Here is a 20,236-nt window from a genome sequence, read left to right as displayed (position 1 = left end):
CAGTTCGCCCGTTCACTGCGTCGACAACTCGCCAGGCAATGCATCGAGGACCAGGTCTCAGCAGGTAATTCCGTCACGTCGTAAGCAAAACCCAAATCGAATGGATAGAACTTCCAAATAGGGTCATTCTTCCTCCGAATAAGGCAGGCTCACGGAGCCGAACAGGACAGTTCGGATACCTATCCGTCGCATGCTAGTGAGGCGAGCTTTCGATAAGCTGACGAACTCGCCCTTTTGTGGTTCACGATCAAGGCCGACAAACGCGCGCTATAGCTAAAACTCAGACAGCCGTGCGTTCCGCGCTCTAATACCTCGCTGTGAGCGCGGGGAACTCAGTGAAGATCTGCTGGGCTTGCTCGATCAGCGGCGCGCTCAGCACCGGAGCAAACAGAACGAGCACGGCGACGACGACGAGGAGCTTCACGGTAAGCGGCAAGGTTTGATCCTGGAGCTGGGTTGCTGCCTGCACGATGCCGATACCCAATCCCGCCACGAGGGCTGCCAGGAGCGGCGGTAGAACCCAGATCATGAACAGGACCAGTGATCGGCTCAGGTGGGTGAGGATGCTGGCCTCGTGCATCTCAACTCCCCGCAGATGCGTAGCTTAAGACCAATCCGTGCATGAGCCGTGACCAGCCGTCGATTGTGACGAACAGAAAAAGCTTGAAAGGAACGGATATCATTGTTGGTGACACCATTGACATGCCCATGGCCATCAGAATTGTCGTCACAATCAGGTCAATTGTGATGAACGGAAGATAGAGAAGGAAACCGATTTCAAACGCGCGCTTAAGCTCCGAGATCAAAAAGGACGGCACGAGGATCGCAAAATCATCGGCTGTTGCGTTGCCGCGCATCTCCGCCGACCAGATATGTTCCGTCGACGACAGGAAGAACGTGCGCTGCTCCTCAGTGGTGAACTTCTTGAGATGGGCGCGCAGCGGCTCGCTGCCCTCCTTGGCGGCGGTCAACCAGTCGTCGGCGGTTTGGTAACGAAGTTGCATATCGGTCACGCGGTTGTATGTTTGCTCGAATACCGGGGCGTCTATGAACACGGTGAGGATCAATGCAGCGCCATACAGAACGATGTTCGGTGGTATGGACTGAGTGCCGAGCGCGTTGCGGATCAGGAAGAGAACAACGGAAACCTTGATGAACGCCGTCGTTGTGACGACTGCGAACGTCAACAGGCCAAGGCCGACGGTCGTCGCAACAAGCGCAAGGATGCTCGGTTGAATGTCAACCATTGACCGCCAACCTGCTACGTAACCGGATGCCCAACGCTTCACCGACACGTACGATGTCGCCGCGGCCGATCAATTGACCGTTGGCGACAATGTCGACCGGACCGTCCAGCTGCCGGCCAAGCTCGAACACGTGCCCCTCGCTGATGCTTCTCAACGTACCCAGCGGGATGGGCCAGCGGCCGCATTCGAACACAAGCGTGATCTCAACACTGTCGATGTCGGCTTCCGAGGGCGGGATTGCTTGCTCCGCTTGGGGTCGTATCGTCATATTTGCATACCTTAGAGGATGGGACTGCAGGCGGAATGGTCCGCGAAGGATAAGTCTGTCGGCCGCGACCTGCGCCGGCGCCCACAACTTGTCCGCAGCGAGGATGAGCTGGCCATGGGCAAATGGAATGACGTCGGGCAGCAGTGCGTCGCCGGCCTGTGCTTGACGAAGAAGCCTGACGGGCGCCCGCAGCGAGCCGATCTCTCTCGCAATCACGACCGGCAATTCCGAAGAAATCTTGCCTAAGTCTCGCGGTAATTGGCCGATCAACTCGCCTAACACACGAAACGCAGACGGAACCAGACCGTCAAGTGGCGCGAACAAGAACAGGCGGGCCTTGGCTGCCAGCGGTCCGAAAGTAACGTCGAACTCCAAATAGGGGTCTTTGGCCGTCGCGTCTTCGATGCGGATCAGCTGCAAATTCCGCGCGAGCATGATCTCTAATCGAGCGAGCCAAGGTTCCAGAGCAAGTTCTAGAAGCAGCGAGCGGGTTGGGTCGGAAGGTAAAGTAAGGCCATACTGGACCATTGAAATCAGCGCCTCGACGAGAAGGCGGGGCAAGGACAAGACAGCGGTCTCGCCTCCGGCGCAAAATACGCAGTCGAGCATCGACATGGCATATGGCTCGGCCTGCCAAACAAGCCGGCTTATACGGATCGATAGCGGCTTATCGCGAAGGCGGCTCTGCAGAACCGTGCGTGGTGCGGCGACCTCGTTGAGCCACGAGACCACGCCATGCGACAACTTTACCGCTGGCTGAAATAATGCGGGTTCACCCACGGCATTTACCGACAGGTTCCACGGCAGCTCGCGACGTCATAAGAGAACAAGCCATCAGTTCGAGCCACCGACCGCTTGGCTGCGCGAACCACCCTGATATCGGAGCAAAACCTCGTCGTCGGCATCGATTTCGGCTGCACACTCCGAACGGACAGCGGTGGTGCGCTGGACATCGCCCTCAATCTCCTCCCATTTCTGGCTCGCCGCCGAACGCTTGGCCCATATGGTCCGCGCCTCATTCACTGACCGCTGAGCCTGGTCATGCGCGACGCGCGCCTGCTCACGCGCCTGGCGTGCCGATTCGATCTGTGCTGCCAGTCGCCCAAGGACGAGTTGACAGCGACGATCGAGCTCGGTCACGGACATCGTCTTGAGCGACGCCAGCTCCTGATAAAGCTCAGCTTCGACCTTGGCGCGACGATTCTCCGCGCCTTCAAGATTCTCAGACGCTCGCTGCAGCGCTTCGACCGCAATTCGGCGCCTGGCTTCCATGTTGGATAATTCACGAAGCGCGCTTCGCTCTCTCATGTCTTTCACCAGCCGCAATTTCGACGCTTGCACGAGATTTAGGCCGTCAGACGCGACATCCATGAAACGGTCTCCTCAAAGCTAGACGGCTCGTCCTGTCCTTGGCGCAAGAATGCGCGCAGTTCCTCGATCGAATCGATTGCCCGATCGGTCAGTGGATCGCTGCCCGACTTGTATTCACCGACCTTGATCAGGAACTCAGCCTCATTGTAGCGCGAGAGCAGATCGCGGAAGACGGATGCCGCCTTGCGATGTGGACCAGAGACGACCGCATCCATGACACGACTTCGGCTCGACAGCACATCGATGGCGGGAAAATGCTCTCGCGAGGCCAGCGCGCGCGAAAGCATGATATGACCATCGAGAATGCCGCGCGACTCTTCGGCGATCGGATCGCCCGTGCCGTCACCTTCGACCAGCACGGTATAGAATGCCGTGATCGAGCCCCGCTCGCCCATACCGGCACGCTCCAACAGACCAGGCAGCAGCGCAAAGACGGAAGGAGGAAAGCCGCGCCGGGTAGGAGGTTCTCCTGCGGCAAGGCCGATTTCGCGCATCGCACGGCTAAAGCGCGTCAGCGAATCCATCATCAGAACGACCTGCAGCCCTTGATCACGAAAATACTCGGCGAGTGCGGTCGCCATATGAGCGCATTGCGCCCGCTCCATTGCCGATCGATCGGATGTCTCAACGACAACGATCGTGCGAGCGAGGGCATCTCCAATATGACGTTCGATGAATTCGCGTACCTCGCGTCCACGCTCTCCTATGAGCGCAACCACGGTGATATCTGCGGCCGCGCCTTTTACGATTTGCGACATCAGCGTCGACTTACCGCAACCGGCATCTCCATAGATTCCGATCCGCTGCCCTTCGCCACACGTCAGAAGTCCATCCAGCACGCGAACGCCGAGCGGAAACGTCTGCTCGATGCCACGCCGCCTCATCGGGTTGGGCGCCTTGCCGCGGAGCGGACGCGTGTGGATCGTCTTTATCGGCCCCTTGCCATCGAGTGGACGGCCGAAGCTATCGATTACGCGGCCGAGCAGGTCGGGCCCGACTGACACCTCCTGCATGCGCCCGGTCGGGAGCACTTCCGCGCGGTGGGACAAGCCTACCAGATCGCCAATGGGCGTCAGCAATACCCCGTCCGGCAGCAAACCGATGACTTCCGCTTGAAGTGACCATCCGGAAGCGTGATCCTGCAACAGGCAAAGTTCTCCAACACGGGCCCCCGGCAACACGGCATGGAGCAAGGTGCCGATCGCACGCGTGATCCGTCCCCGCACGGCACGCGTATCGACATCCTTTGCTGCGAATCTTAGAGATGCTATCGCCGCATGCACATCTCCTTCTCCGGCCGATTGATCATGGCCTGATCGTTGCGTCGTCACGGATCGCTTTCCTGAGAAGATGGATTAAGGCTGAGACGCAATGTGCGGAGCTGCGCGGCAAGTCCTAAATCGACACTGCCGAACTCACTCCACAGGACGCACTGGTCAGGCCCCACGGCCGGGTCCGGATCAATTCTGACTTTCGGCCGACTATCCGTTCCGTCGAACGCCACGAATTCACGCCTTAGTGCATCAGCATTCACAGGAGACACGTGAAGGCATACTTCTGCGCTGCCATACCTTTGCTCGATGGCGTGACGAACGGTCCTTACCAACATCTCACCCGGATCAAAGGAGCCCAACAAACCGGTCAATATCTCAATCACGAGCTGTGGCAACTCCTGTTGCAGAACGGCTTTTCGCCGGGCCACATCGGAAGCAGCTCGGGCGACCAGCTGTGCCATTTCGTCCGAGCCTGACCTAAGACCTTCGCAATGGCCGCGCTCCCGCTCCTGCTGATAGGCTCTCCTTGCCCAACTGCGAACCCTCCGCAGATATCGCTCGGCTAGCGCGAGCGTCTGCACCGCATCGTACCAGATACCAAGTTCCGCGCATGGTATCAGCGGACCAAGCGGCCGTATCCGCGGGCTATCTGGCAAGTCTGTTTCGTTGGCCGTCATGCCGCTGGCTCCTCCGTGGCCAAGTGGGCCACCACCAAAGACAGTAACTGACCCGCTGAATTGTGGTGTTCGGCTGTTGGGGATTCGGCGGTGGTCCCCACAGGTAAGCGGAAAAGAACGCGCACACGGTCAAGCTCTGATGCGTCCTTGAGCCAAGCACCAAGGCAGGCACATCCGTCATGTTCAATCTGGCTCGCGAGCTTCTGCGGATCGTCAATCGATGTGGTTGCGACGGCGATGGATGAGTGTCGGATTGCGAAAGCATGAGCTTCCGCACCAATATTTTCGATCAGAATCGCTACATCGTGCTTTGACACAAGCTTGAGCACCGAACGGGCATGCCAGATACTGCCGGCGAGCAGGGCCGCCCGACGCGGATCATGCCCGAGCAGAACGTCCCTACCCCAGTCGGTTCCGTTCGAGACCAGCTCACTGCCCATTAGCAATTCGACCAGTCTTTGCTGCAGTCTCGGAGTCTTCTGCAGCTGCAGCACTGTGGCGGCCGACAGGAGCTCATCAAGATGGCCGGCAAACCGGCCGGGATGAATCAAAGCGGCAAGCTCGCGCAGGCGATCGGGATGCGGGTTGAGTGAATGATTTGGGTCAGTGGATGCCATCGATACGGACCTGCTTGCCGCCTATTTCGAATCGGAGGACGGTTTTTTGCCGGCGGACTGGACCGCTCGCTTGCTGGCACCTCTGCCGAGATTTGTCACTTTGCGCCAGGATTGACGAAGCTGTCGCCCACGTGTGCTCAGCAGCACGTAAGATAGAATGCCCAACGCGGCGAGCGCACCTCCTGCACCGATCGCAATGTGAGTTGCGATGAATTTGGTTGGTGCGGCGGAAGCTGCCGCCGGCACAACGGAGACCTCATGCTGAGCTCGCTCAACCGGCACGAACACGACCGCCACCTTGTCGTACGATAGACCTTCGATGCTGTTGGCGACGAGCATCTTGATCTGCGGCAGCAAGGCTGAGAGCTTCGCGTTCGAGGCGTGTCGAATGAAAACCGACGCCGAGGACGGGGTTGCATCCTGTCGCAAAAGATCATTCTTCGGCAGAACGACATGAACACGGGCGGAGAGAACCCCATCGATATCGTTGATCGTGCGCGACAATTCTTCACTGAGAGCATAGACGTAGCGGGCTCGCTCCTCAACCGGAGAGGCAACGAGGCCCGCCCCCTTGAACACCTCACCAAGACTCTTGAAGGATTGGCGCGGCAAGCCATGGTCATTCAGCAGCTCGATTGAGTAGGCGAGCTGCCTTTCTTCCACCTGAATCGTGCTGGTCCCATCCTTACCGACCACACGGATGGCATCGACGCCCTTGCTCAGGAGCAGCCCAAGCATCTCGTTGGCTTCACGCTCCTGAACTTTGGTATACAGATCAGCTTTGCAACCGGCGAGGGTCAGCAAAAGCAGCAACAGGACGAGAGCATCAAGCCGCTTTCTTGCGGGCCGGCCATTACCGATCTTGTCTTTCGTCAAGACAGCCAACGGCCCGCTCAGCCCGCCGATAGAAGCTTATTCAGAGACGAACTGACAGCACCTGTCCCCTTGGAGATGAGCGAAACCTGGATGACGCCGCTGTAAACATCCCGCAGATTCGCCAGCGCCGAGTCGAAATGATCCGCACCCTCCGGTTTTCCCACTGGATGCACCTCCACTTGCTGCACACGCAAGACCGGTTGTGCGGCCGGCCCAAGCTGCAGACTCTTGGTAGGATTAGGCTCGCCGACGAGCGTCGGCGAAACTGCACCCGACGGAAATGGTTTGCCCTGGTGGATAGCAGAAATGCTCTGAAGGACGCGATCGCCTAGCGGGCTCGCCGGCGCTACTGCGCGCTGCACTTCCGGCAGCGATGGAGCTGGCGCGTGCTCGGTCACAGAAGAGACGACACCTTGGTTCGAGGCCACCTGCGCAAGACTCTCGCCAAACTGAGTGTGCGCCGGCGAACAGCCGTTAGAGGCACACTCTACGGAGTTGGCAGGGATCGACGTAACGCCAAACAACATGGAGGAAATCATTTCTGTCACGTGGTGAGATGAGCCGTTCGTTCACACGAATGGGCCGCACCTTAGAGAAGCAAGCTGACCAAAAACTGACGAGCATCTGTCATCTAATGATCACGGTTAGCTTCCAATTTGGGACGAAGCATCGGCTTCCAAATTTTGGGACAAATTCCGGTGCTTGTTCTCAAGTGTAAAAATAGCAGGAATGCTCATCCCATCCACAAGGCTGCACATCTTGAAGAAAGTTCTCTATGCTGGTGTTTTCATTTGCTTTGGCGTCGTCGAGGCGCTCGGCGCTCCCCTGGCGCTGCCATCGACGCCTTATAGTTACACAGTTCTGGATCAGGACCTCGCGGCCGCACTGCAGGAATTCGGCAACAACCTAAATATCAGAGTCAATATCAGCACCGGGGTGAAGGGTCGGATTCGGGGGCGAATGCCGGATCTACCACCGCGAGAGTTCCTCGAACGGCTGATTAATCTCTACAATCTTCAATGGTACTACGATGGGCTGGTGCTCTACGTATCCGATGCGCATGAGGCGCAAAGCCGCCTTTTGGTCTTGAGTCCAATCAGCTTTGATGCGTTCAAGGCGGCACTCGATGCGCTCGACATCTCCGACGAGCGTTACATCGTGAGACCCGTACCGGGAGATGGCCTCGTCTTCGCCTCTGGTCCACCCCGCTTTGTCGCGCTTGTGGAGCAAACAGTAAAAGGACTTGCGGCGGAGGCACAGGCACGGCGAAACCCGAGCGGTGCCGAAAAGCCGCCGCACGAGTCGGTTTTGATGCTGTTTCGCGGATCCTCCAGCGTGGTCATTCGCGAAGGACGACCGAATGACGCTCCTTCGCCGGAGGCACCACATCAAGACGGCGTGGTCCAAACACCCGATGCAGGTAAGAAATGACTTGATGACAACAGATGGCCTCGAAGAGATGCAATGCGTCTGCTTATGCCCTCTGTCAGCTTTTCGAAAGCTACTGCTGCCATTGTCAGAGCGCGGATGTGTAGATGGCCGATGCCGCAGGGTGGCGCAATATGCCAGCAGCATCGGTGAGCGTGCTTTTCCACTTTAGCGCCTCATGCGAGCTTTTGAACAACTCCACGAAGTCCGTCATGCAAACGAGCTTCGTCGCATAAGAATGAAAGCCACTCCGCTGTCCAAAAGGAGGAACAGGATGGACTTCAACGCGCTAAGCCGGGCGGACAACAGCCCAGCGTCCCACTCCTCCTCATCGCCCGCCGGTCCAAGGGAGTTTGAGCGTGAACTAATGGCATTGCATGAAATACCCGAATACAGCCAGGACCTAATTTGGCAGGAACTCGGAGGCAGATCATCGCGTGTCGAGCCATCATTGAGCGGCGGCGAGCGGTCCAATTCCCAACAGCCGATCGCTCAACACCGCGCGGACGCCTCCGATTTCGGCAACGACCTTGTTTGGCAAGATCTTGAGCCTTGGCTCATGCGGGCCGGGTCACCTCACGCTGGACCGTCTCAAGCTGGGCCCGCGTTGCACGCAGGGGTTGCTCCGCCGGAAATTGGAGATTTCGCCATGGCGAACGGTCGTCGCGCCAAGGACGACTGGGTCTTCACTGGCCAAACAGCTACGCCCGCTCAGATCGAAATGCTAAGAAGCCGCGATCTCATACCTACCAGGGGTGTCCGGACAACAACGTTCACCATCCTGGGTGTGCCTCACACGGCGGAATGGCGAGAAGAAGGTTTTATTCGTCTCATACCGTCGCTGGACCCTTCCCTTTGGCCTGTGGGTTCGAGCGAACACTCGCCAAGCGGCTAAGCATGATGACATGAAGAATGCCGAGTGCAGCTGAGCTTCGATCCGCTCGGGGCAATAGGGGCCGCACAATACCGTCGGACTCTTCGAGCATCTACGCAAGCGCCAACTGGTGGGGCGCAGGCGCGAGGTCGCTACGCGTGGGTGATTTCCACCATAAGATGCTGCGGAGACCTGCGACCTTGTTTCACGAATCATCGCACGTGACCATCCGCAGAGCGGCAGACTCGGCCTCTGTAATTTGAGCTAGTGGGCCCGGAGGCGAGCGATCGAGCATAACAAGCAAGGCAATTCCGATATCGAGAACCCATCACCGCCTCTCACACCATCATTGCGCGTCTCGTTGTGAAACCTCTGAGCGCCGTCAGCTTTTGGAAAGCTAATCGAACCTACCATGTGGCGTGAATATCTAGACGGCGATGTGCCTATAGATTGTAGCGGAACTGAGCGCTGGGGGCGCACTGAGCAATCGGAAGCAAGTGGTAGGAGCCATCGAAGCCCATCGACATTTCTTGCTCGTTGTTCGTCGCGATTCTCGGGCTGCGCCACATGACCGGCTTGTGGTGCGATCTCAAATCAGAGGACGTATAATGTCAGTCAACAACCTGTCACTAACCGCCAACTCGAGCTTGTCCGGGCTGGCCCCCGGACCCTCATCGGCGCGGGATCTTTCAAACTTCGAGGCGATGCTGGCTAGTTTCTCGTTGAAAGACGATGACCGTTCGACTGCACAGGATCCGCCGGCTGCAGACTCAGCCAAGCAGCTGACGGAGGAACTCACGCAGGAGGTGCGGAACATCCTCCCGCCGGAGATCAAGGCTGCACTGGACGCATGTCAGCAGGCCCCAGAGCCATCCTCCGCGGAGTCCTCCTCCGCTGCGAGCGCCCCGAAGATTGCAGAGGCACCCGTACAAAGCTCCAGGATCACGTGGAACAGCGGCACGCTGACTGATGCCGAGCTGCAGATTGTGTCGGTGCTGAACCGACACAAAGACAAATGCCCGCTGGATTGGAAATCTCTTGGAGATTTGGCCAACGATCCCTCCACACCGCCGGATCTAAAGGCGGCGATCGAGGCTCTGCAACAGGACCCAGAGCTCTTCTATGCGATAGGCTCGCAAGGTGACGGCCGCTGCGGCGGGAAGATCAAAGCAGGTGATCTCTCCGGCTTCTCCGATCACCACCCTCAGGTTTCTGCTTTCCAGGAGCAGCGGGCAAAGAGCTATACGCAAAACTACATCCCTTCCGACGGCACCCGGAATGGCGAGCCATCGGTGATGACCCAGACCGATGCATTGCGCGAGCTCTATCGGTATTCCGACAACCTGCCTAAGAACCTGAGCCTTGCGGATTTCAAGCGGATCGTCGACGGCGAAGCTAAGACCGGCAAATGCCCGCCACAGGTCCTCGCGGCCGCTCAATACTTCCTCGACCACCCGGATGAATGGAAGCACTTGTACGGAGGCTCGATAGACAAGGTCCACAAAGAGGACTTCCTGCAGGTTGCTTCATCATCGATGAATCTCACGCAAGCCGAGCTCGATACGCTCAATACGATCAGCAAGAACCAAGACGCTTTCTTCGGGAAGGGTGATCTGACCCGGGAAAAGCTGGCGAGCATGGTGGATGACAAGAGCCTCGCGCCCGAGGTGCGAAAGGCGGCCTCCCAGCTGCTCTCCGATCCTGTGTTGTTCGGGTTGATGAACAACGCGATTACGGGCTACAAAACCCACCATAAGTTCTTCGACTTCGGCGGCGGCCATACGGTCGATTCCGGCAACATCAGCAACACCGACTTCAACCAGTTCTTCAACAACATGTCGGGTGCGAACCGCACCGTTCACCAAGTGAAGACGCATGCCGTCCGAACGCCTGCCGAGCAGGACGCGGTCGCGGACATGACGATGGGAGTGGCAGACCAGCCCGACATCAAGTCTCCCAAAAAGAACGGTGGCGCCTTCATGCACGCACTTAATGACGTGCTCAAAGTTGGCTCTAAGGTATTCGACTGGGCCGCGACAGCAGTCGGTGTACTTGGCTTCATTCCAGGCTTGGGTGAATTGGCCGATCTGGCGTCAATGGTGCTCGAAGCCGAGGCGCAAGCTGCAAATCTTCTTCACACTGCCATCAGTGGCGGCAACATAAAGCAAGCGCTGGAAGAAGCCGGGCTGAGCCTTGCGGCACAGGCGGTGGGCTGCATCGCCGGACCTGAAGTCAAATTAGCAATGCGAGAAGGCTTGGTGAAGCAGGCAATTCAAGAAGCCGCGACGGCCGGCGTCAACCTGCCGGTTTCGGTGGCCCAGTCCTACGCGGAGGATTATCTGAATAACCTGAAGGCTCGCATCGAATCCGAGCGCTTGCAAGCTGCAGGCGCTAATGCCTAGGCGGAGCGACGCTATCTTCTCAGGATCACGCTGGAAACGCTAATCGAGCTTGCGCGGCCTCCGCGCGGTTGGGCCTCTCTGCCGAGCAGTAGGTCGCGCAAGCTCTACTAGCATACTTGAGACCGCCTCCGAATCCGAGGAACTTATTTCGGCTTCTTCACTGCGTACAAACTATGTTGGCCGCACTCGATCGTTCGAATCCGACCTCAACTCCAGTCTGCCGCTGTGAAGTTCACATCGACTGCATACGCCGCCTGTCAAGACCGCGATGCATTAACACTACGCGACAGACCGGCCGCAGCCGCGGAGCCTGCCGGTTGCGCAAGGATCGAGAGCACATTGGTCCAGAGCGGGTAGAAGTCCGAAGGGCTCTTTCTCGAGTGGCGGGCTTCTGCTCGGTCTCCCTGAAAGTAAGTCGCGATTGACGGATCTGCTATGGGCCCGCCAGGACCGAGAGACCGCTCTTGGCCGCTGAATCGGCCGTCAACACTCTGGCTTTCCGCCTCGCTCCGACCAGGTCAAGCTCCATGCCGCTTCGCCTGACTCCAAGCAAATTGTCGAAAGAGCTCGGAGGCATCGCAAGGGACGTGAGTTCGAGATTGCAGCACGTCGGCCTCAAAACGCTTTTGTTAGTGGTGGCTTTGATATTTCGCTATTGAAGCTTTCGAAACGATGAGCAACGTGCTCACCCGATCAAGCTCCACAAACGATTGTTTGTCTTAACCATCTGATCTCCAGCTTTCGCGGGCAACTTGTTCAAATACGGTCGGCTGGTGAAGACATATAATGATGATCGACCATCGGCTCATTACATTTTCTACGACTCGTCAGCTTGTCGAAAGCTAATACTTGCATAGTGGAGGGCGGAAACTGCCTCCATTGGCACGATCGAATTGACATAGGAGAACCCGATGCGCGTTACGAGCTCTAGCGTCGCTGGGCACGTTGATGCTGACCTCCATGCGGCTGGCGGCAAAAGCGGCGGCAAAAAAGGATCTCACAAGCCTGGCGAGCGCGACGATCATGCCGGATCGCCTGATGCAAACATTCCCGTAAATGGCGGCGCGTCCATGGGCGGCAACTCGCAAGAAGCCGCTATGCAGCAAGCGTTCAGCGTCGCTTTGGGAGCCGTTGCTCTCCAATTTGCGAATAGTGCAATGAGCCATTTCGACGATGTCATGGCCGAGACAGAGGAGGATTCCTGACGTCGCATATTGCGACGTTAGGAAATAGGAGCCGCACGTCGCGGCGAAATTCGAGCACACAGGAGAATAGTATGTCTAAAAACGTTGGTGCGTCTCATACCTCGACTGCAGGTGGGGCAGCCGGCACCGCTACTGCTGCAGCCGGTTCCACGGCTGCTGAAGTTGCTGGAGAGGCGGCATTCCAACGGCAAATCGCCGCTCTGACCTTGACCAGCACAAAGGCTGCTGAGAGGGATGTTGAACTTCGCGTCGTCTCGACCGAGCTCTCGACCGTCAAGAAAGCGGCCGATGAGCGGGTGCAGTAAGGGATGAGATGGGGCGACGTCGCCGCCCCACTTTCCCCGGCTGCTTAGTCTGTGAAGTCGCACGGGCCGTACGGTTTTGCCGTACGGTTCCGTTCGCTGTTCAGGAAACCGATCGTGAATGAACCAAATTGCCCGCATTTCGAAGTGTTGTCGGGGTGTTACTCCGGGCTGACAAGTAAAGTGGGGGTCGGATCGTGTCTGATTGGCAGCAGCCTCGATGCTGACTTAATCTTCGTCGAACAAGGCCTCGAACCGCACCATCTTCGTGTCACCCCTCATTCCAATTCAATCGAGATCGAGGCCCTTGCGAGGGACGTTAGGATCGAGGGGCACGAGACTGTTTTACCGAACGAATCCATTGTTGTCCCTCTTCCTGTCGTTTTGCATGCCGGGGCGATGTCCATTCGCTGGACGATCGAGGACTACAAACAAGCTGGCTCCATCGACTGCCGGCATATATCGCTCGCCTTTCTCGCTTTGGTCCTGATCAGCTCTGCCGCGGTTGGCGCAGTCTCATCCAGTTTTGTCCAGACCGATACCACCGTGGCGTCAAGTCCGTCGTCCCCTGCTCCGGACATTGCGCCCAAGCTGGCGCTCAGCGCTCCTGATGCTCTGGCCACCGATGCAGCTGCCGAACGGTTGCAAAAGGAAGTTGACAGAGCGGGACTTGTCGGCATCAAGGTCGGCTCTGGGGCGGGCGTTGTCACCGCCGATGGCTCAGTTACGCCCGCCTCGCTCGCCACATGGCGAGACGTCCAGCAGCGGTTTGATCACAATAGCAATGGCGCTTATACGCTCGTCAATGCGGTGGCTATCAAGGATGAGAAGACGCCTCCCGCAATTGGGGTCCAAGCTGTTTGGCGCGGGAGCGACCCCTATATTGTCATTGCTGGTCAAAAGTATTTCGTCGGCGCGCTCTTGAGCAATGGATGGACCGTCTACGCGATTGAGGAAGGGCGTGTTCTGCTGAGCCGGGATGGCCGGCTTGCCACTCTGCCCTATTAGCGTTTTAGGCCGCAGGTAAGGAAGCAAAGTGCCATGACTAGGCTGCCCCCCAATCCCGTCGAGCCCGCCACCTCTTTTCAGGAGCCAAACGTTGATCATCATGCATCTGCCATCACGCGGGTCAATTCTCGAGCCAAGTCCATCGGGATCGACCGGACGCGCGGCAATGATCACAAGAGCCACACCTCAATTTCTCGCCATAGTGACGTGCTGGATCGGTTGGTGGACGCCACGATCGAGAGCGCGCTCGAGCTCAGTTCGATCGATGCAGTTTCGCGCATCAATCTAGACGAGGCGCGCGCCCCGCCAGGTCAGATCGAGCCAAGCTCGGAACTCGCTTGGCTTAACGAGCCCAATCTCGCGCACAGTCTGCTCTCCTTCGTGACGCCGCGCTTACGTCATTCGCATGTTCTGCGTCCAGAGCAACACGGCCTTCTTCTGGAGCGTTTGGCTGATACGCTATCAGCCGCGCCAGAGGATTTGGTGCCACGTGAAGGGGCCGCCCTTCTCCAACTGGAGCTGCAACGTTTAATCCTGCTCCGGCAGAGTCACAACGGCTTGATCAAAGGCTAGCAATGGTCGGGCCAGACAAAGTGCAACACTTCACATCTACACAGCCGCCGATCGTTTCCGAACCCGGCGCTATCGAGCTGATCTCCGGGCCGGAGCGAGATTTGCTCTGCGTGCTTTCTTATGTCTACCTTGCGTGCGGACAGAGCGCCAAGAGCCTGGCTCTGTTGCGGCTGGTCGCTCACGAACAGTCTCAAGACATCGGCCTGCTCCGCATCCTGGCCTACGCTCTCATCTCGGAGCGTCGCGGTGACGAAGCACTGTCGGTATTGGACAGGCTTGACAAACTGGATGACGAGCCGTCTTCGTGTCCGCCCTTGATGCTGATGCGCAGCCACGCCCTGCGCCACGCTGGCCGCATGACCGAAGCGCAAGCCGCCTTCAAACGCTATGTTTTGTTGCGGGGCAGCACAGCTGCAGTCAAACAACAATAAGGCTTCTCATGGCCAACCTTCTACGAAATCTCATCACGCGCGCGCCGGCTCACCCGGATTTGATGGTCGCGTTGATGCTTCTTCTGGCGATCGGAATGATGATCATGCCGATCCCGATCGTCGTGATCGATATGCTGATCGGCTTCAATCTGGGGTTTGCCATATTGCTGTTGATGGTAGCCCTGTATCTCAACACGCCGCTCGACTTTTCGTCCCTGCCGGGCGTCATCCTGATCTCCACCGTCTTTCGTCTCGCTCTTACCGTTGCAACGACGCGACTGATCCTAGCCGAGGGCGATGCCGGCAGCATCATTCATACGTTCGGCGATTTCGTCATATCCGGCAACATCGCCGTCGGCATTGTCATATTCCTGATCGTGACCATGGTGCAGTTCATGGTTCTCGCCAAGGGCGCCGAACGGGTGGCGGAGGTATCGGCGCGCTTCACGCTCGATGCGCTGCCGGGCAAGCAGATGGCGATCGACGCGGAGCTGCGCAACGGCCATATCGATCAGCACGAAGCCCGCAGCCGGCGCGGCGCGCTGGAGCGAGAAAGCCAACTGCACGGCGCGATGGATGGCGCTATGAAATTCGTGAAGGGCGATGCCATAGCCGGACTAATAGTCATCTGCATCAACATGCTGGGTGGCATCACGATCGGATCGCTCTCCAAGGGCATGTCCCTCGAGGAGGCGATGCATCATTATACCATCCTGACGATCGGTGATGCGCTCATTTCGCAGATTCCGGCCCTGCTGCTGTCAATTACAGCCGCAACCATTGTCACTCGTGTCAACGGTCCTTCTAGACTCAATCTCGGCGCCGATATCGTCAAGCAACTTACGGCCAGCACACAAGCGCTACGCTTGGCCTCCTGTGTCTTGCTTGTGATGGGGTTCGTTCCTGGCTTCCCTTTGCCGCCCTTTGTCATACTGGCCGCGCTGTTCTCCGCCGCCAGCTTTCTCAAGGTTGGCGTGCAAGAGGGCAAGACCGCTCCCAAGGCCGGCGCCGGTCCCACCGGTTCGGCCGCCGCTTCCGCACAAGGTCAGAAGCAAACCGTGCCCGCGGAGGCACTTCCGATTACGCTGTTGCTAGCGCCGAGCCTGATGCAGGCAATCGACATAGGGGAACTCGAGCAGTGCGTCGCACGGGTTTCGGCACTGGTTTCAGCTGATCTTGGCATCACAATTCCACGCATTCCCGCCCAAAGCGCACAGCACCTCGCCCAATCGCAATTCCGGGTGGATGTCGAAGGAGTGCCGGTGGAAGAGGGCGCCATTGACCCGACACAACTCTTACTTAACGACGACGTGGCGAACATTGAACTGAGCGGGATCCCCTTTTGGCAGGATCCAGACACGAATCGGATCTGGATCGAACAAGGCCACGCGCCCGCTCTCAAAGCTGCCGGAATAGGGCACCACCGTCCGAGCGAAATCATCGCCTTGCGCGTCCAGTCGACGTTGACACGCTATGCTCAGCGCCTGGTGGGCATTCAGGAAACGCGTCAGTTGCTTAGCCGGATGGAGCAGGAATATGCCGATCTGGTGAAGGAGGTGCTGCGCACGACACCGATCCCTCGCATCGCGGATGTGCTACGTCGCTTGCTGGACGAGGGCATCCCGATCCGGAACACCCGTTTGGTTCTGGAGGCGCTTGCAGAATGGAGCGAACGGGAGCAAAGTGCCGTATTGCTCACCGAATATGTGCGCTCCGTTCTGAAGCGGCAGATCTGTCACCGCTATGCCAACGCCCATCGTGTTGTGGCGGCCTTTATCGTCGAGCGTGAGACCGAGGATATCGTGCGAGGTGCGGTGCGCGAGACCGCTGTCGGTCCCTACCTCGTTTTGGAGGATCGGCAAAGCGAGATGCTACTTGCACAATTTCGCCAGATTCATTCGAGCATCGCGCGCAGTCAGAACCAGCCAGTTATCCTGGGCTCGATGGATATCCGCCGCTTCGTCCGCGGATTTCTCACCCGCAATGGAATAGACCTACCTGTTCTCTCGTATCAGGATCTCGCCTCGGATTTCACCGTCCAGCCGATTGGCTCCGTCAAACTTGCGCCTGGCAAGGACAAGACTCCTACAGGCGGGCATCGTGACCTCCTGCCTGCGGCCGGCTGACGAGCACAGGTGTGGGGTCGTGAGGTCGCTTATGAATTCATGTAAGATTAATGTTCTGCGGCGCTGGCGTAACTTTCGTCGCCATTCGTGCTCGGCCTTTCTCCCCATGCTTGCTATTGTGCTGCTCGCGGGTTGCGCTAACTCGCACACGTCGGGACTTTCACAGCAGCCGACGTCTACGGCAGAGCTCGTTGGGGCCAAGGAGGTCGATCCAGCTATGCGCGATCGCATCTCACACGCCCTCGGTAGGGATGCTGACGAGAAGGCTTTGCGCGATGCGCTGAAGCAACGACCGGACAATGTCGATGCGGCAATTCCTCTTGCGCGGGGCCTGCTGATGCGTGAAAGCCCTGATGAGGCGCTTGAGGTGCTCGACAACATCTTGCTTGCAGCACCCGGCGACCTGCGCGCACTGAATGCCAAAGGTGTTGTGCTCGATCACGAGGGCCGCCATCACGAGGCGCAAACGCTATACCGCCAAGCTCTGGCAATTGACCCAGAAAATCCGATGTTGAGCAACAATCTCAAGCTGTCGCTCGCCCTTGAAGGGACGACGCAGAACGGCAATCCGGACCCACAACTGCAAGCGGATGGCCGGCACGCACCGTACCGTTAGAGGTAGTCAACGAACAAGAGCCGATCGCAGCTGCTCAGTGCCTGTCTGTCAGCTTACCGACAGCTAGCGGATTATTAGCCGCCGTGGAGGCTCAAGACGTAAATATCCTGCGAAGCGACATCATTTCGTACAATGAAACCGACATGTATAACCAGGATCAGTAACCCAACCACACGCCAAGTGTATCCGCGACGGATGAATGAGGTGACTCACGAACAATGTCTCGTACTGAACTGATGGCCAAACGTTTCCAGGACATAGTCTCTACTAAGAATTCGGCGCTATCGAATTCTTCCTCCGGGTCGATCTTCGATGGCAACCCCGCCGTACTCGCTCATTTCCAAGCCGCCAGGGTTGATATCTCAAAGTCTTCAGTTTGCTGGATGAGATGAAAGCACCTCGACGATAGATCTCAGCGTCACTCACCGTTGGCCAACAACCCAGGCGATATCCTCCTGGAACGTCAGCTCCGGCTCAATGGCGACGAACCGCTCGTCCTCATCCAATCGCCCAGCGAAAGCTCGCGCAGCAGCGTTTGGTTTTGCTGAGGTAAGCGACTCGATGATGGCGCTTGATCCCGCCAAGCAGGGCAACAAGTGGAACAAGAAACAAAGATGCCAAATGCGCCAGCAGGCAGCTTGTATCTTTGCCGCAGCTGAAGACAGTAGCGCCAACGCCGACATGATTTCACGACGGCTGGCTTGCGCAACCGGATCACCTGGCCACCGTTCTCCCTCGTGAACCTTACTTATTGTTCGATCGTAAATCTGCGAAGCGCCCGCTGCCGTTAACGAAAACATGCGGCCGAGGAACTAAAGTATCTCTCGAGCTCCGCGATCGCGCGTTCCTCCCATTCCGCAGCTTGCACTAGTAATGAGTCCCGTTGGATTGGCCGAAATGCGGCGGACTGACGGCACAACGAAGCTATCGCGCGATAGCGGCGCACGTTTTCCATAACGGCCAGTCCGGTCATGTGTGGATCTCCTCCCCTGCTATCCCGGGCAAGAACTTGCTCGAAAACCGTTTTCGATCCGTTAGCAGTCGGAGTGGAAGGCGTGAATGGTTGGCAGAATCTTGTCGGCATGAGGGGGACCGATAATGAACGTCTTCCACAAGGCGCACATCCACCCGGCTCGGCAGTGCTCCATCCGGGCGCTTCTGCACCCCGTTGTCTCAGTTTATTGGTTGGATAGCGGAATGTAGAAATAGCTAACGGCAACGAAGCACGTTTCGGCTTGCAATCTCAATCAGACGACTGTGATCTGGCCTGTCTTCGAATCCTCAGAAGTAATGAGTAATCCGTTTATTGGTGATTTGAAGGACGAAGAGGGCCGATGCTTTGTCGGCATCCCTTTGCCTCCATAAACAGCAAACGGCACGCAACTGTGACTTCCTCCGTCTCATCGACGCTAGCGAGACTGAGCAGTTGTTTACCTCGCCGGTCGACAACCGAAATGCTGCTTAGAGACAGATCCTCTTAATCTCGCAACCCTAGGCGATCTACCAGGTCGTGTAGGTAATCGCATAACCTTCCGCGGCTCGGTTTACTTGATTTAGAGCGTTAGGCCATCTGACTGAATCGTCGGGGATTGAACGAAGCCGCTGGCGCGGCATGTAGGGAGGCATAGCAAGGATTGCCTCCTGTCTGAGAGGATTGCGGGTTTTCGAAGCCCAACCCTTTAGACAGGAGGTTTTCCGATGGCTGAGATCAGCCCGCTTCGCCGCCGCATGATCGAGGACATGACGGTCCGCAATCTGTCGCCGGCGACGCAGCAATCCTACCTCAACGCCGTAGCGAAGTTGAGCCGGTATTTCGGTCGTTCTCCCGACCGCCTCGACCTGGAGGATATCCGCGCCTTCCAGGTTCATCTGGTTGCGACGGGGATGTCTTGGCCGGCGCTGAACCAGATCGTCTGCGCACTGCGGTTCTTCTACGCTGTGACGCTTGGTCATGACACCGTTCCGAAGCGCATCGCCTATGCGCGTAAACCGCGCAAACTGCCGGTCGTGCTGAGCGCCGACGAGGTCGTCCGCTTCCTGGAAGCAATCCCGAGCCTCAAGAGCCGTACCGCGTTGACCACTGTCTATGCCGCAGGCTTGCGCGTATCGGAAGTGGTCCTCTTGAAGGTTGTCGACATTGACAGCCAACGGATGTTGATCCGGGTCGAGCACGGCAAGGGCGGCAAGGACCGTTACGTAATGCTCTCGCCGCAGCTTTTGAGGATTCTGCGGACATATTGGCGGCTCACTCGGCCAAAACGATGGCTATTTCCCCGCCGCGACGACGAGCGTCCGCTCGTCCCAAATGTGCTGCACGCCGCCTGCCGCTCAGCCTGTGCTGCGGCCGGCTTGAGCAAGTCGGTGACAGTGCATACGCTTCGGCACACATTCGCGACCCATCTGCTGGAGAACGGGGCCGACGTACGCATCATCCAGGTGCTGCTCGGCCATGCCAGTGTGGCCAGCACGGCGCGCTATACCCAAGTCGCCACAAAGACCATCAGCAATACCCCAAGTCCACTTGACCGGCTCCGCCTGGAGGTCGTGCCGCCCGGCTGAGCGGACCTGATGGCTCCGGTTCTGGAAGTGGCAGATATCTTCCGCCGCTACGGCGAAGCAATTTCGGCAAGCCCGTGCCGGGCATCTGGGCCGCGTCGAGCGGCGCGTCATGGGCGCGATCACGGCATGCCGGACGGCTGTGCTTGGCGGCCACGTCGAGCAATGCGACGACTGCGGTGCCACCCGCATCGCCTACAACTCCTGTCGCAATCGGCATTGCCCGAAGTGCCAGGGCTCGGCGCGCGCGCAATGGCCTGCCGAGCGACAAGCCGAACTCCTTCCCGTGCCATACTTCCACGTCGTCTTCACCTTGCCGGCGCCGGCCAGAGAGATTGCTTTCCAGAACAAGGCGGTGGTCTATGCCATTCTGTTCCGCTGCGCG

At 58.1% G+C, this 20,236-nt stretch carries 20 protein-coding genes and 1 pseudogene; 11 read left to right on the top strand and 10 right to left on the bottom strand.

What is annotated here, in order from left to right; all coding sequences use genetic code 11:
* Positions 1–304 precede the first annotated feature (304 nt).
* Genes I6F21_RS30150 through I6F21_RS30110 form a run of 9 tightly spaced genes read right to left on the bottom strand, consistent with a single transcriptional unit; the run spans position 305 to position 6,869 of the window.
* Entirely contained in the window at positions 305–580 is a 276-nt protein-coding gene (locus I6F21_RS30150; RefSeq protein WP_225129493.1) for a flagellar biosynthetic protein FliQ, read from the bottom strand.
* Position 581: 1 nt separating this feature from the next.
* Positions 582–1,247 (bottom strand): type III secretion system export apparatus subunit SctR, encoded by a 666-nt coding sequence (gene sctR / locus I6F21_RS30145; protein ID WP_225129495.1) that lies wholly within the window; start codon positions 1,245–1,247, stop codon positions 582–584.
* Positions 1,240–2,295: a type III secretion system cytoplasmic ring protein SctQ gene (sctQ, locus tag I6F21_RS30140; protein WP_225129497.1), complete on the bottom strand. Its 1,056-nt coding sequence runs from the start codon at positions 2,293–2,295 to the stop codon at positions 1,240–1,242. The genes sctR and sctQ overlap by 8 nt, the downstream gene beginning before the upstream one ends.
* A 54-nt stretch (positions 2,296–2,349) precedes the next feature.
* Positions 2,350–2,886, bottom strand: coding sequence for a hypothetical protein (locus I6F21_RS30135; protein ID WP_225129499.1), 537 nt, complete (start codon positions 2,884–2,886; stop codon positions 2,350–2,352).
* Positions 2,862–4,217, bottom strand: a complete 1,356-nt coding sequence (sctN, locus tag I6F21_RS30130) for a type III secretion system ATPase SctN (RefSeq protein ID WP_345944107.1) — start codon at positions 4,215–4,217, stop codon at positions 2,862–2,864. The genes I6F21_RS30135 and sctN overlap by 25 nt, the downstream gene beginning before the upstream one ends.
* Positions 4,214–4,837 carry a type III secretion system stator protein SctL gene (gene sctL, locus I6F21_RS30125; protein WP_225129501.1) on the bottom strand — a complete coding sequence of 208 codons (624 nt, stop codon included), beginning with the start codon at positions 4,835–4,837 and terminating at the stop codon, positions 4,214–4,216. Before sctL ends, sctN begins: the two co-directional genes overlap by 4 nt.
* Complete coding sequence (locus I6F21_RS30120; protein WP_225129503.1) at positions 4,834–5,454, bottom strand: nodulation protein NolU; 621 nt, start codon at positions 5,452–5,454, stop codon at positions 4,834–4,836. The genes sctL and I6F21_RS30120 overlap by 4 nt, the downstream gene beginning before the upstream one ends.
* Before the next feature lie 21 nt (positions 5,455–5,475).
* Positions 5,476–6,339: a type III secretion inner membrane ring lipoprotein SctJ gene (gene sctJ, locus I6F21_RS30115; protein ID WP_276573630.1), complete on the bottom strand. Its 864-nt coding sequence runs from the start codon at positions 6,337–6,339 to the stop codon at positions 5,476–5,478.
* Between the two features lie 8 nt (positions 6,340–6,347).
* Complete coding sequence (locus I6F21_RS30110; protein ID WP_225129506.1) at positions 6,348–6,869, bottom strand: nodulation protein NolB; 522 nt, start codon at positions 6,867–6,869, stop codon at positions 6,348–6,350.
* A gap of 190 nt (positions 6,870–7,059) precedes the next feature.
* Here I6F21_RS30110 and I6F21_RS30105 point away from each other — a divergent pair, with 190 nt between their 5' ends.
* From I6F21_RS30105 to I6F21_RS30065, 9 genes are all read left to right on the top strand, one after another.
* Positions 7,060–7,761: a secretin N-terminal domain-containing protein gene (locus I6F21_RS30105; RefSeq protein ID WP_225129507.1), complete on the top strand. Its 702-nt coding sequence runs from the start codon at positions 7,060–7,062 to the stop codon at positions 7,759–7,761.
* Between the two features lie 1,479 nt (positions 7,762–9,240).
* A complete protein-coding gene (locus tag I6F21_RS30100; RefSeq protein WP_276573629.1) occupies positions 9,241–11,034 on the top strand; it encodes an HrpF/NolX family T3SS translocon protein in 1,794 nt (597 codons plus the stop codon).
* Between the two features lie 911 nt (positions 11,035–11,945).
* On the top strand, positions 11,946–12,239 hold the full coding sequence (locus I6F21_RS30095) for a hypothetical protein (protein WP_225129509.1): 294 nt from the start codon (positions 11,946–11,948) through the stop codon (positions 12,237–12,239).
* Positions 12,240–12,310: 71 nt separating this feature from the next.
* Positions 12,311–12,544 carry a nodulation protein NopA gene (locus I6F21_RS30090; RefSeq protein ID WP_225129511.1) on the top strand — a complete coding sequence of 78 codons (234 nt, stop codon included), beginning with the start codon at positions 12,311–12,313 and terminating at the stop codon, positions 12,542–12,544.
* 114 nt (positions 12,545–12,658) lie between these two features.
* Complete coding sequence (locus tag I6F21_RS30085; protein ID WP_225129513.1) at positions 12,659–13,549, top strand: FHA domain-containing protein; 891 nt, start codon at positions 12,659–12,661, stop codon at positions 13,547–13,549.
* Positions 13,550–13,582: 33 nt separating this feature from the next.
* Entirely contained in the window at positions 13,583–14,122 is a 540-nt protein-coding gene (locus I6F21_RS30080; RefSeq protein ID WP_225129515.1) for a hypothetical protein, read from the top strand.
* Between the two features lie 2 nt (positions 14,123–14,124).
* Positions 14,125–14,553 carry a histidine kinase gene (locus tag I6F21_RS30075; protein ID WP_225129517.1) on the top strand — a complete coding sequence of 143 codons (429 nt, stop codon included), beginning with the start codon at positions 14,125–14,127 and terminating at the stop codon, positions 14,551–14,553.
* A gap of 8 nt (positions 14,554–14,561) precedes the next feature.
* Positions 14,562–16,679 carry a type III secretion system export apparatus subunit SctV gene (gene sctV, locus I6F21_RS30070; protein ID WP_225129519.1) on the top strand — a complete coding sequence of 706 codons (2,118 nt, stop codon included), beginning with the start codon at positions 14,562–14,564 and terminating at the stop codon, positions 16,677–16,679.
* A 217-nt stretch (positions 16,680–16,896) separates the two neighbouring features.
* A complete protein-coding gene (locus I6F21_RS30065; RefSeq protein WP_225129520.1) occupies positions 16,897–17,295 on the top strand; it encodes a tetratricopeptide repeat protein in 399 nt (132 codons plus the stop codon).
* A 787-nt stretch (positions 17,296–18,082) separates the two neighbouring features.
* Here the strand turns inward: I6F21_RS30065 and I6F21_RS30060 are convergent.
* Positions 18,083–18,268 carry a hypothetical protein gene (locus I6F21_RS30060; protein WP_225129522.1) on the bottom strand — a complete coding sequence of 62 codons (186 nt, stop codon included), beginning with the start codon at positions 18,266–18,268 and terminating at the stop codon, positions 18,083–18,085.
* 725 nt (positions 18,269–18,993) lie between these two features.
* Here I6F21_RS30060 and I6F21_RS30055 point away from each other — a divergent pair.
* Complete coding sequence (locus I6F21_RS30055) at positions 18,994–19,854, top strand: site-specific integrase (protein ID WP_225129524.1); 861 nt, start codon at positions 18,994–18,996, stop codon at positions 19,852–19,854.
* A gap of 6 nt (positions 19,855–19,860) precedes the next feature.
* Positions 19,861–20,236: pseudogene (locus I6F21_RS30050) on the top strand (transposase zinc-binding domain-containing protein); the annotation flags it as partial.

This window comes from Bradyrhizobium sp. NBAIM03, assembly GCF_020194055.1.
Classification (GTDB): Bacteria; Pseudomonadota; Alphaproteobacteria; order Rhizobiales; family Xanthobacteraceae; genus Bradyrhizobium; species Bradyrhizobium yuanmingense.
Note: the sequence above shows the minus strand (reverse complement) of the source record. Positions and strands in the feature narration are given on the sequence as shown.

Excerpts from the sequence above, each read along its gene's own strand:
- I6F21_RS30150 (WP_225129493.1), bottom strand. The coding sequence starts at position 580 with ATGCACGAGGCCAGCATCCTCACCCACCTGAGCCGATCACTGGTCCTG.
- sctR (WP_225129495.1), bottom strand. The coding sequence starts at position 1,247 with ATGGTTGACATTCAACCGAGCATCCTTGCGCTTGTTGCGACGACCGTC.
- I6F21_RS30135 (WP_225129499.1), bottom strand. The coding sequence starts at position 2,886 with ATGGATGTCGCGTCTGACGGCCTAAATCTCGTGCAAGCGTCGAAATTG.
- sctL (WP_225129501.1), bottom strand. The coding sequence starts at position 4,837 with ATGACGGCCAACGAAACAGACTTGCCAGATAGCCCGCGGATACGGCCG.
- I6F21_RS30120 (WP_225129503.1), bottom strand. The coding sequence starts at position 5,454 with ATGGCATCCACTGACCCAAATCATTCACTCAACCCGCATCCCGATCGC.
- I6F21_RS30110 (WP_225129506.1), bottom strand. The coding sequence starts at position 6,869 with ATGATTTCCTCCATGTTGTTTGGCGTTACGTCGATCCCTGCCAACTCC.
- I6F21_RS30105 (WP_225129507.1), top strand. The coding sequence starts at position 7,060 with ATGCTCATCCCATCCACAAGGCTGCACATCTTGAAGAAAGTTCTCTAT.
- I6F21_RS30100 (WP_276573629.1), top strand. The coding sequence starts at position 9,241 with ATGTCAGTCAACAACCTGTCACTAACCGCCAACTCGAGCTTGTCCGGG.
- I6F21_RS30095 (WP_225129509.1), top strand. The coding sequence starts at position 11,946 with ATGCGCGTTACGAGCTCTAGCGTCGCTGGGCACGTTGATGCTGACCTC.
- I6F21_RS30090 (WP_225129511.1), top strand. The coding sequence starts at position 12,311 with ATGTCTAAAAACGTTGGTGCGTCTCATACCTCGACTGCAGGTGGGGCA.
- I6F21_RS30080 (WP_225129515.1), top strand. The coding sequence starts at position 13,583 with ATGACTAGGCTGCCCCCCAATCCCGTCGAGCCCGCCACCTCTTTTCAG.
- I6F21_RS30075 (WP_225129517.1), top strand. The coding sequence starts at position 14,125 with ATGGTCGGGCCAGACAAAGTGCAACACTTCACATCTACACAGCCGCCG.
- sctV (WP_225129519.1), top strand. The coding sequence starts at position 14,562 with ATGGCCAACCTTCTACGAAATCTCATCACGCGCGCGCCGGCTCACCCG.
- I6F21_RS30065 (WP_225129520.1), top strand. The coding sequence starts at position 16,897 with ATGCGCGATCGCATCTCACACGCCCTCGGTAGGGATGCTGACGAGAAG.
- I6F21_RS30060 (WP_225129522.1), bottom strand. The coding sequence starts at position 18,268 with ATGACCGGACTGGCCGTTATGGAAAACGTGCGCCGCTATCGCGCGATA.
- I6F21_RS30055 (WP_225129524.1), top strand. The coding sequence starts at position 18,994 with ATGGCTGAGATCAGCCCGCTTCGCCGCCGCATGATCGAGGACATGACG.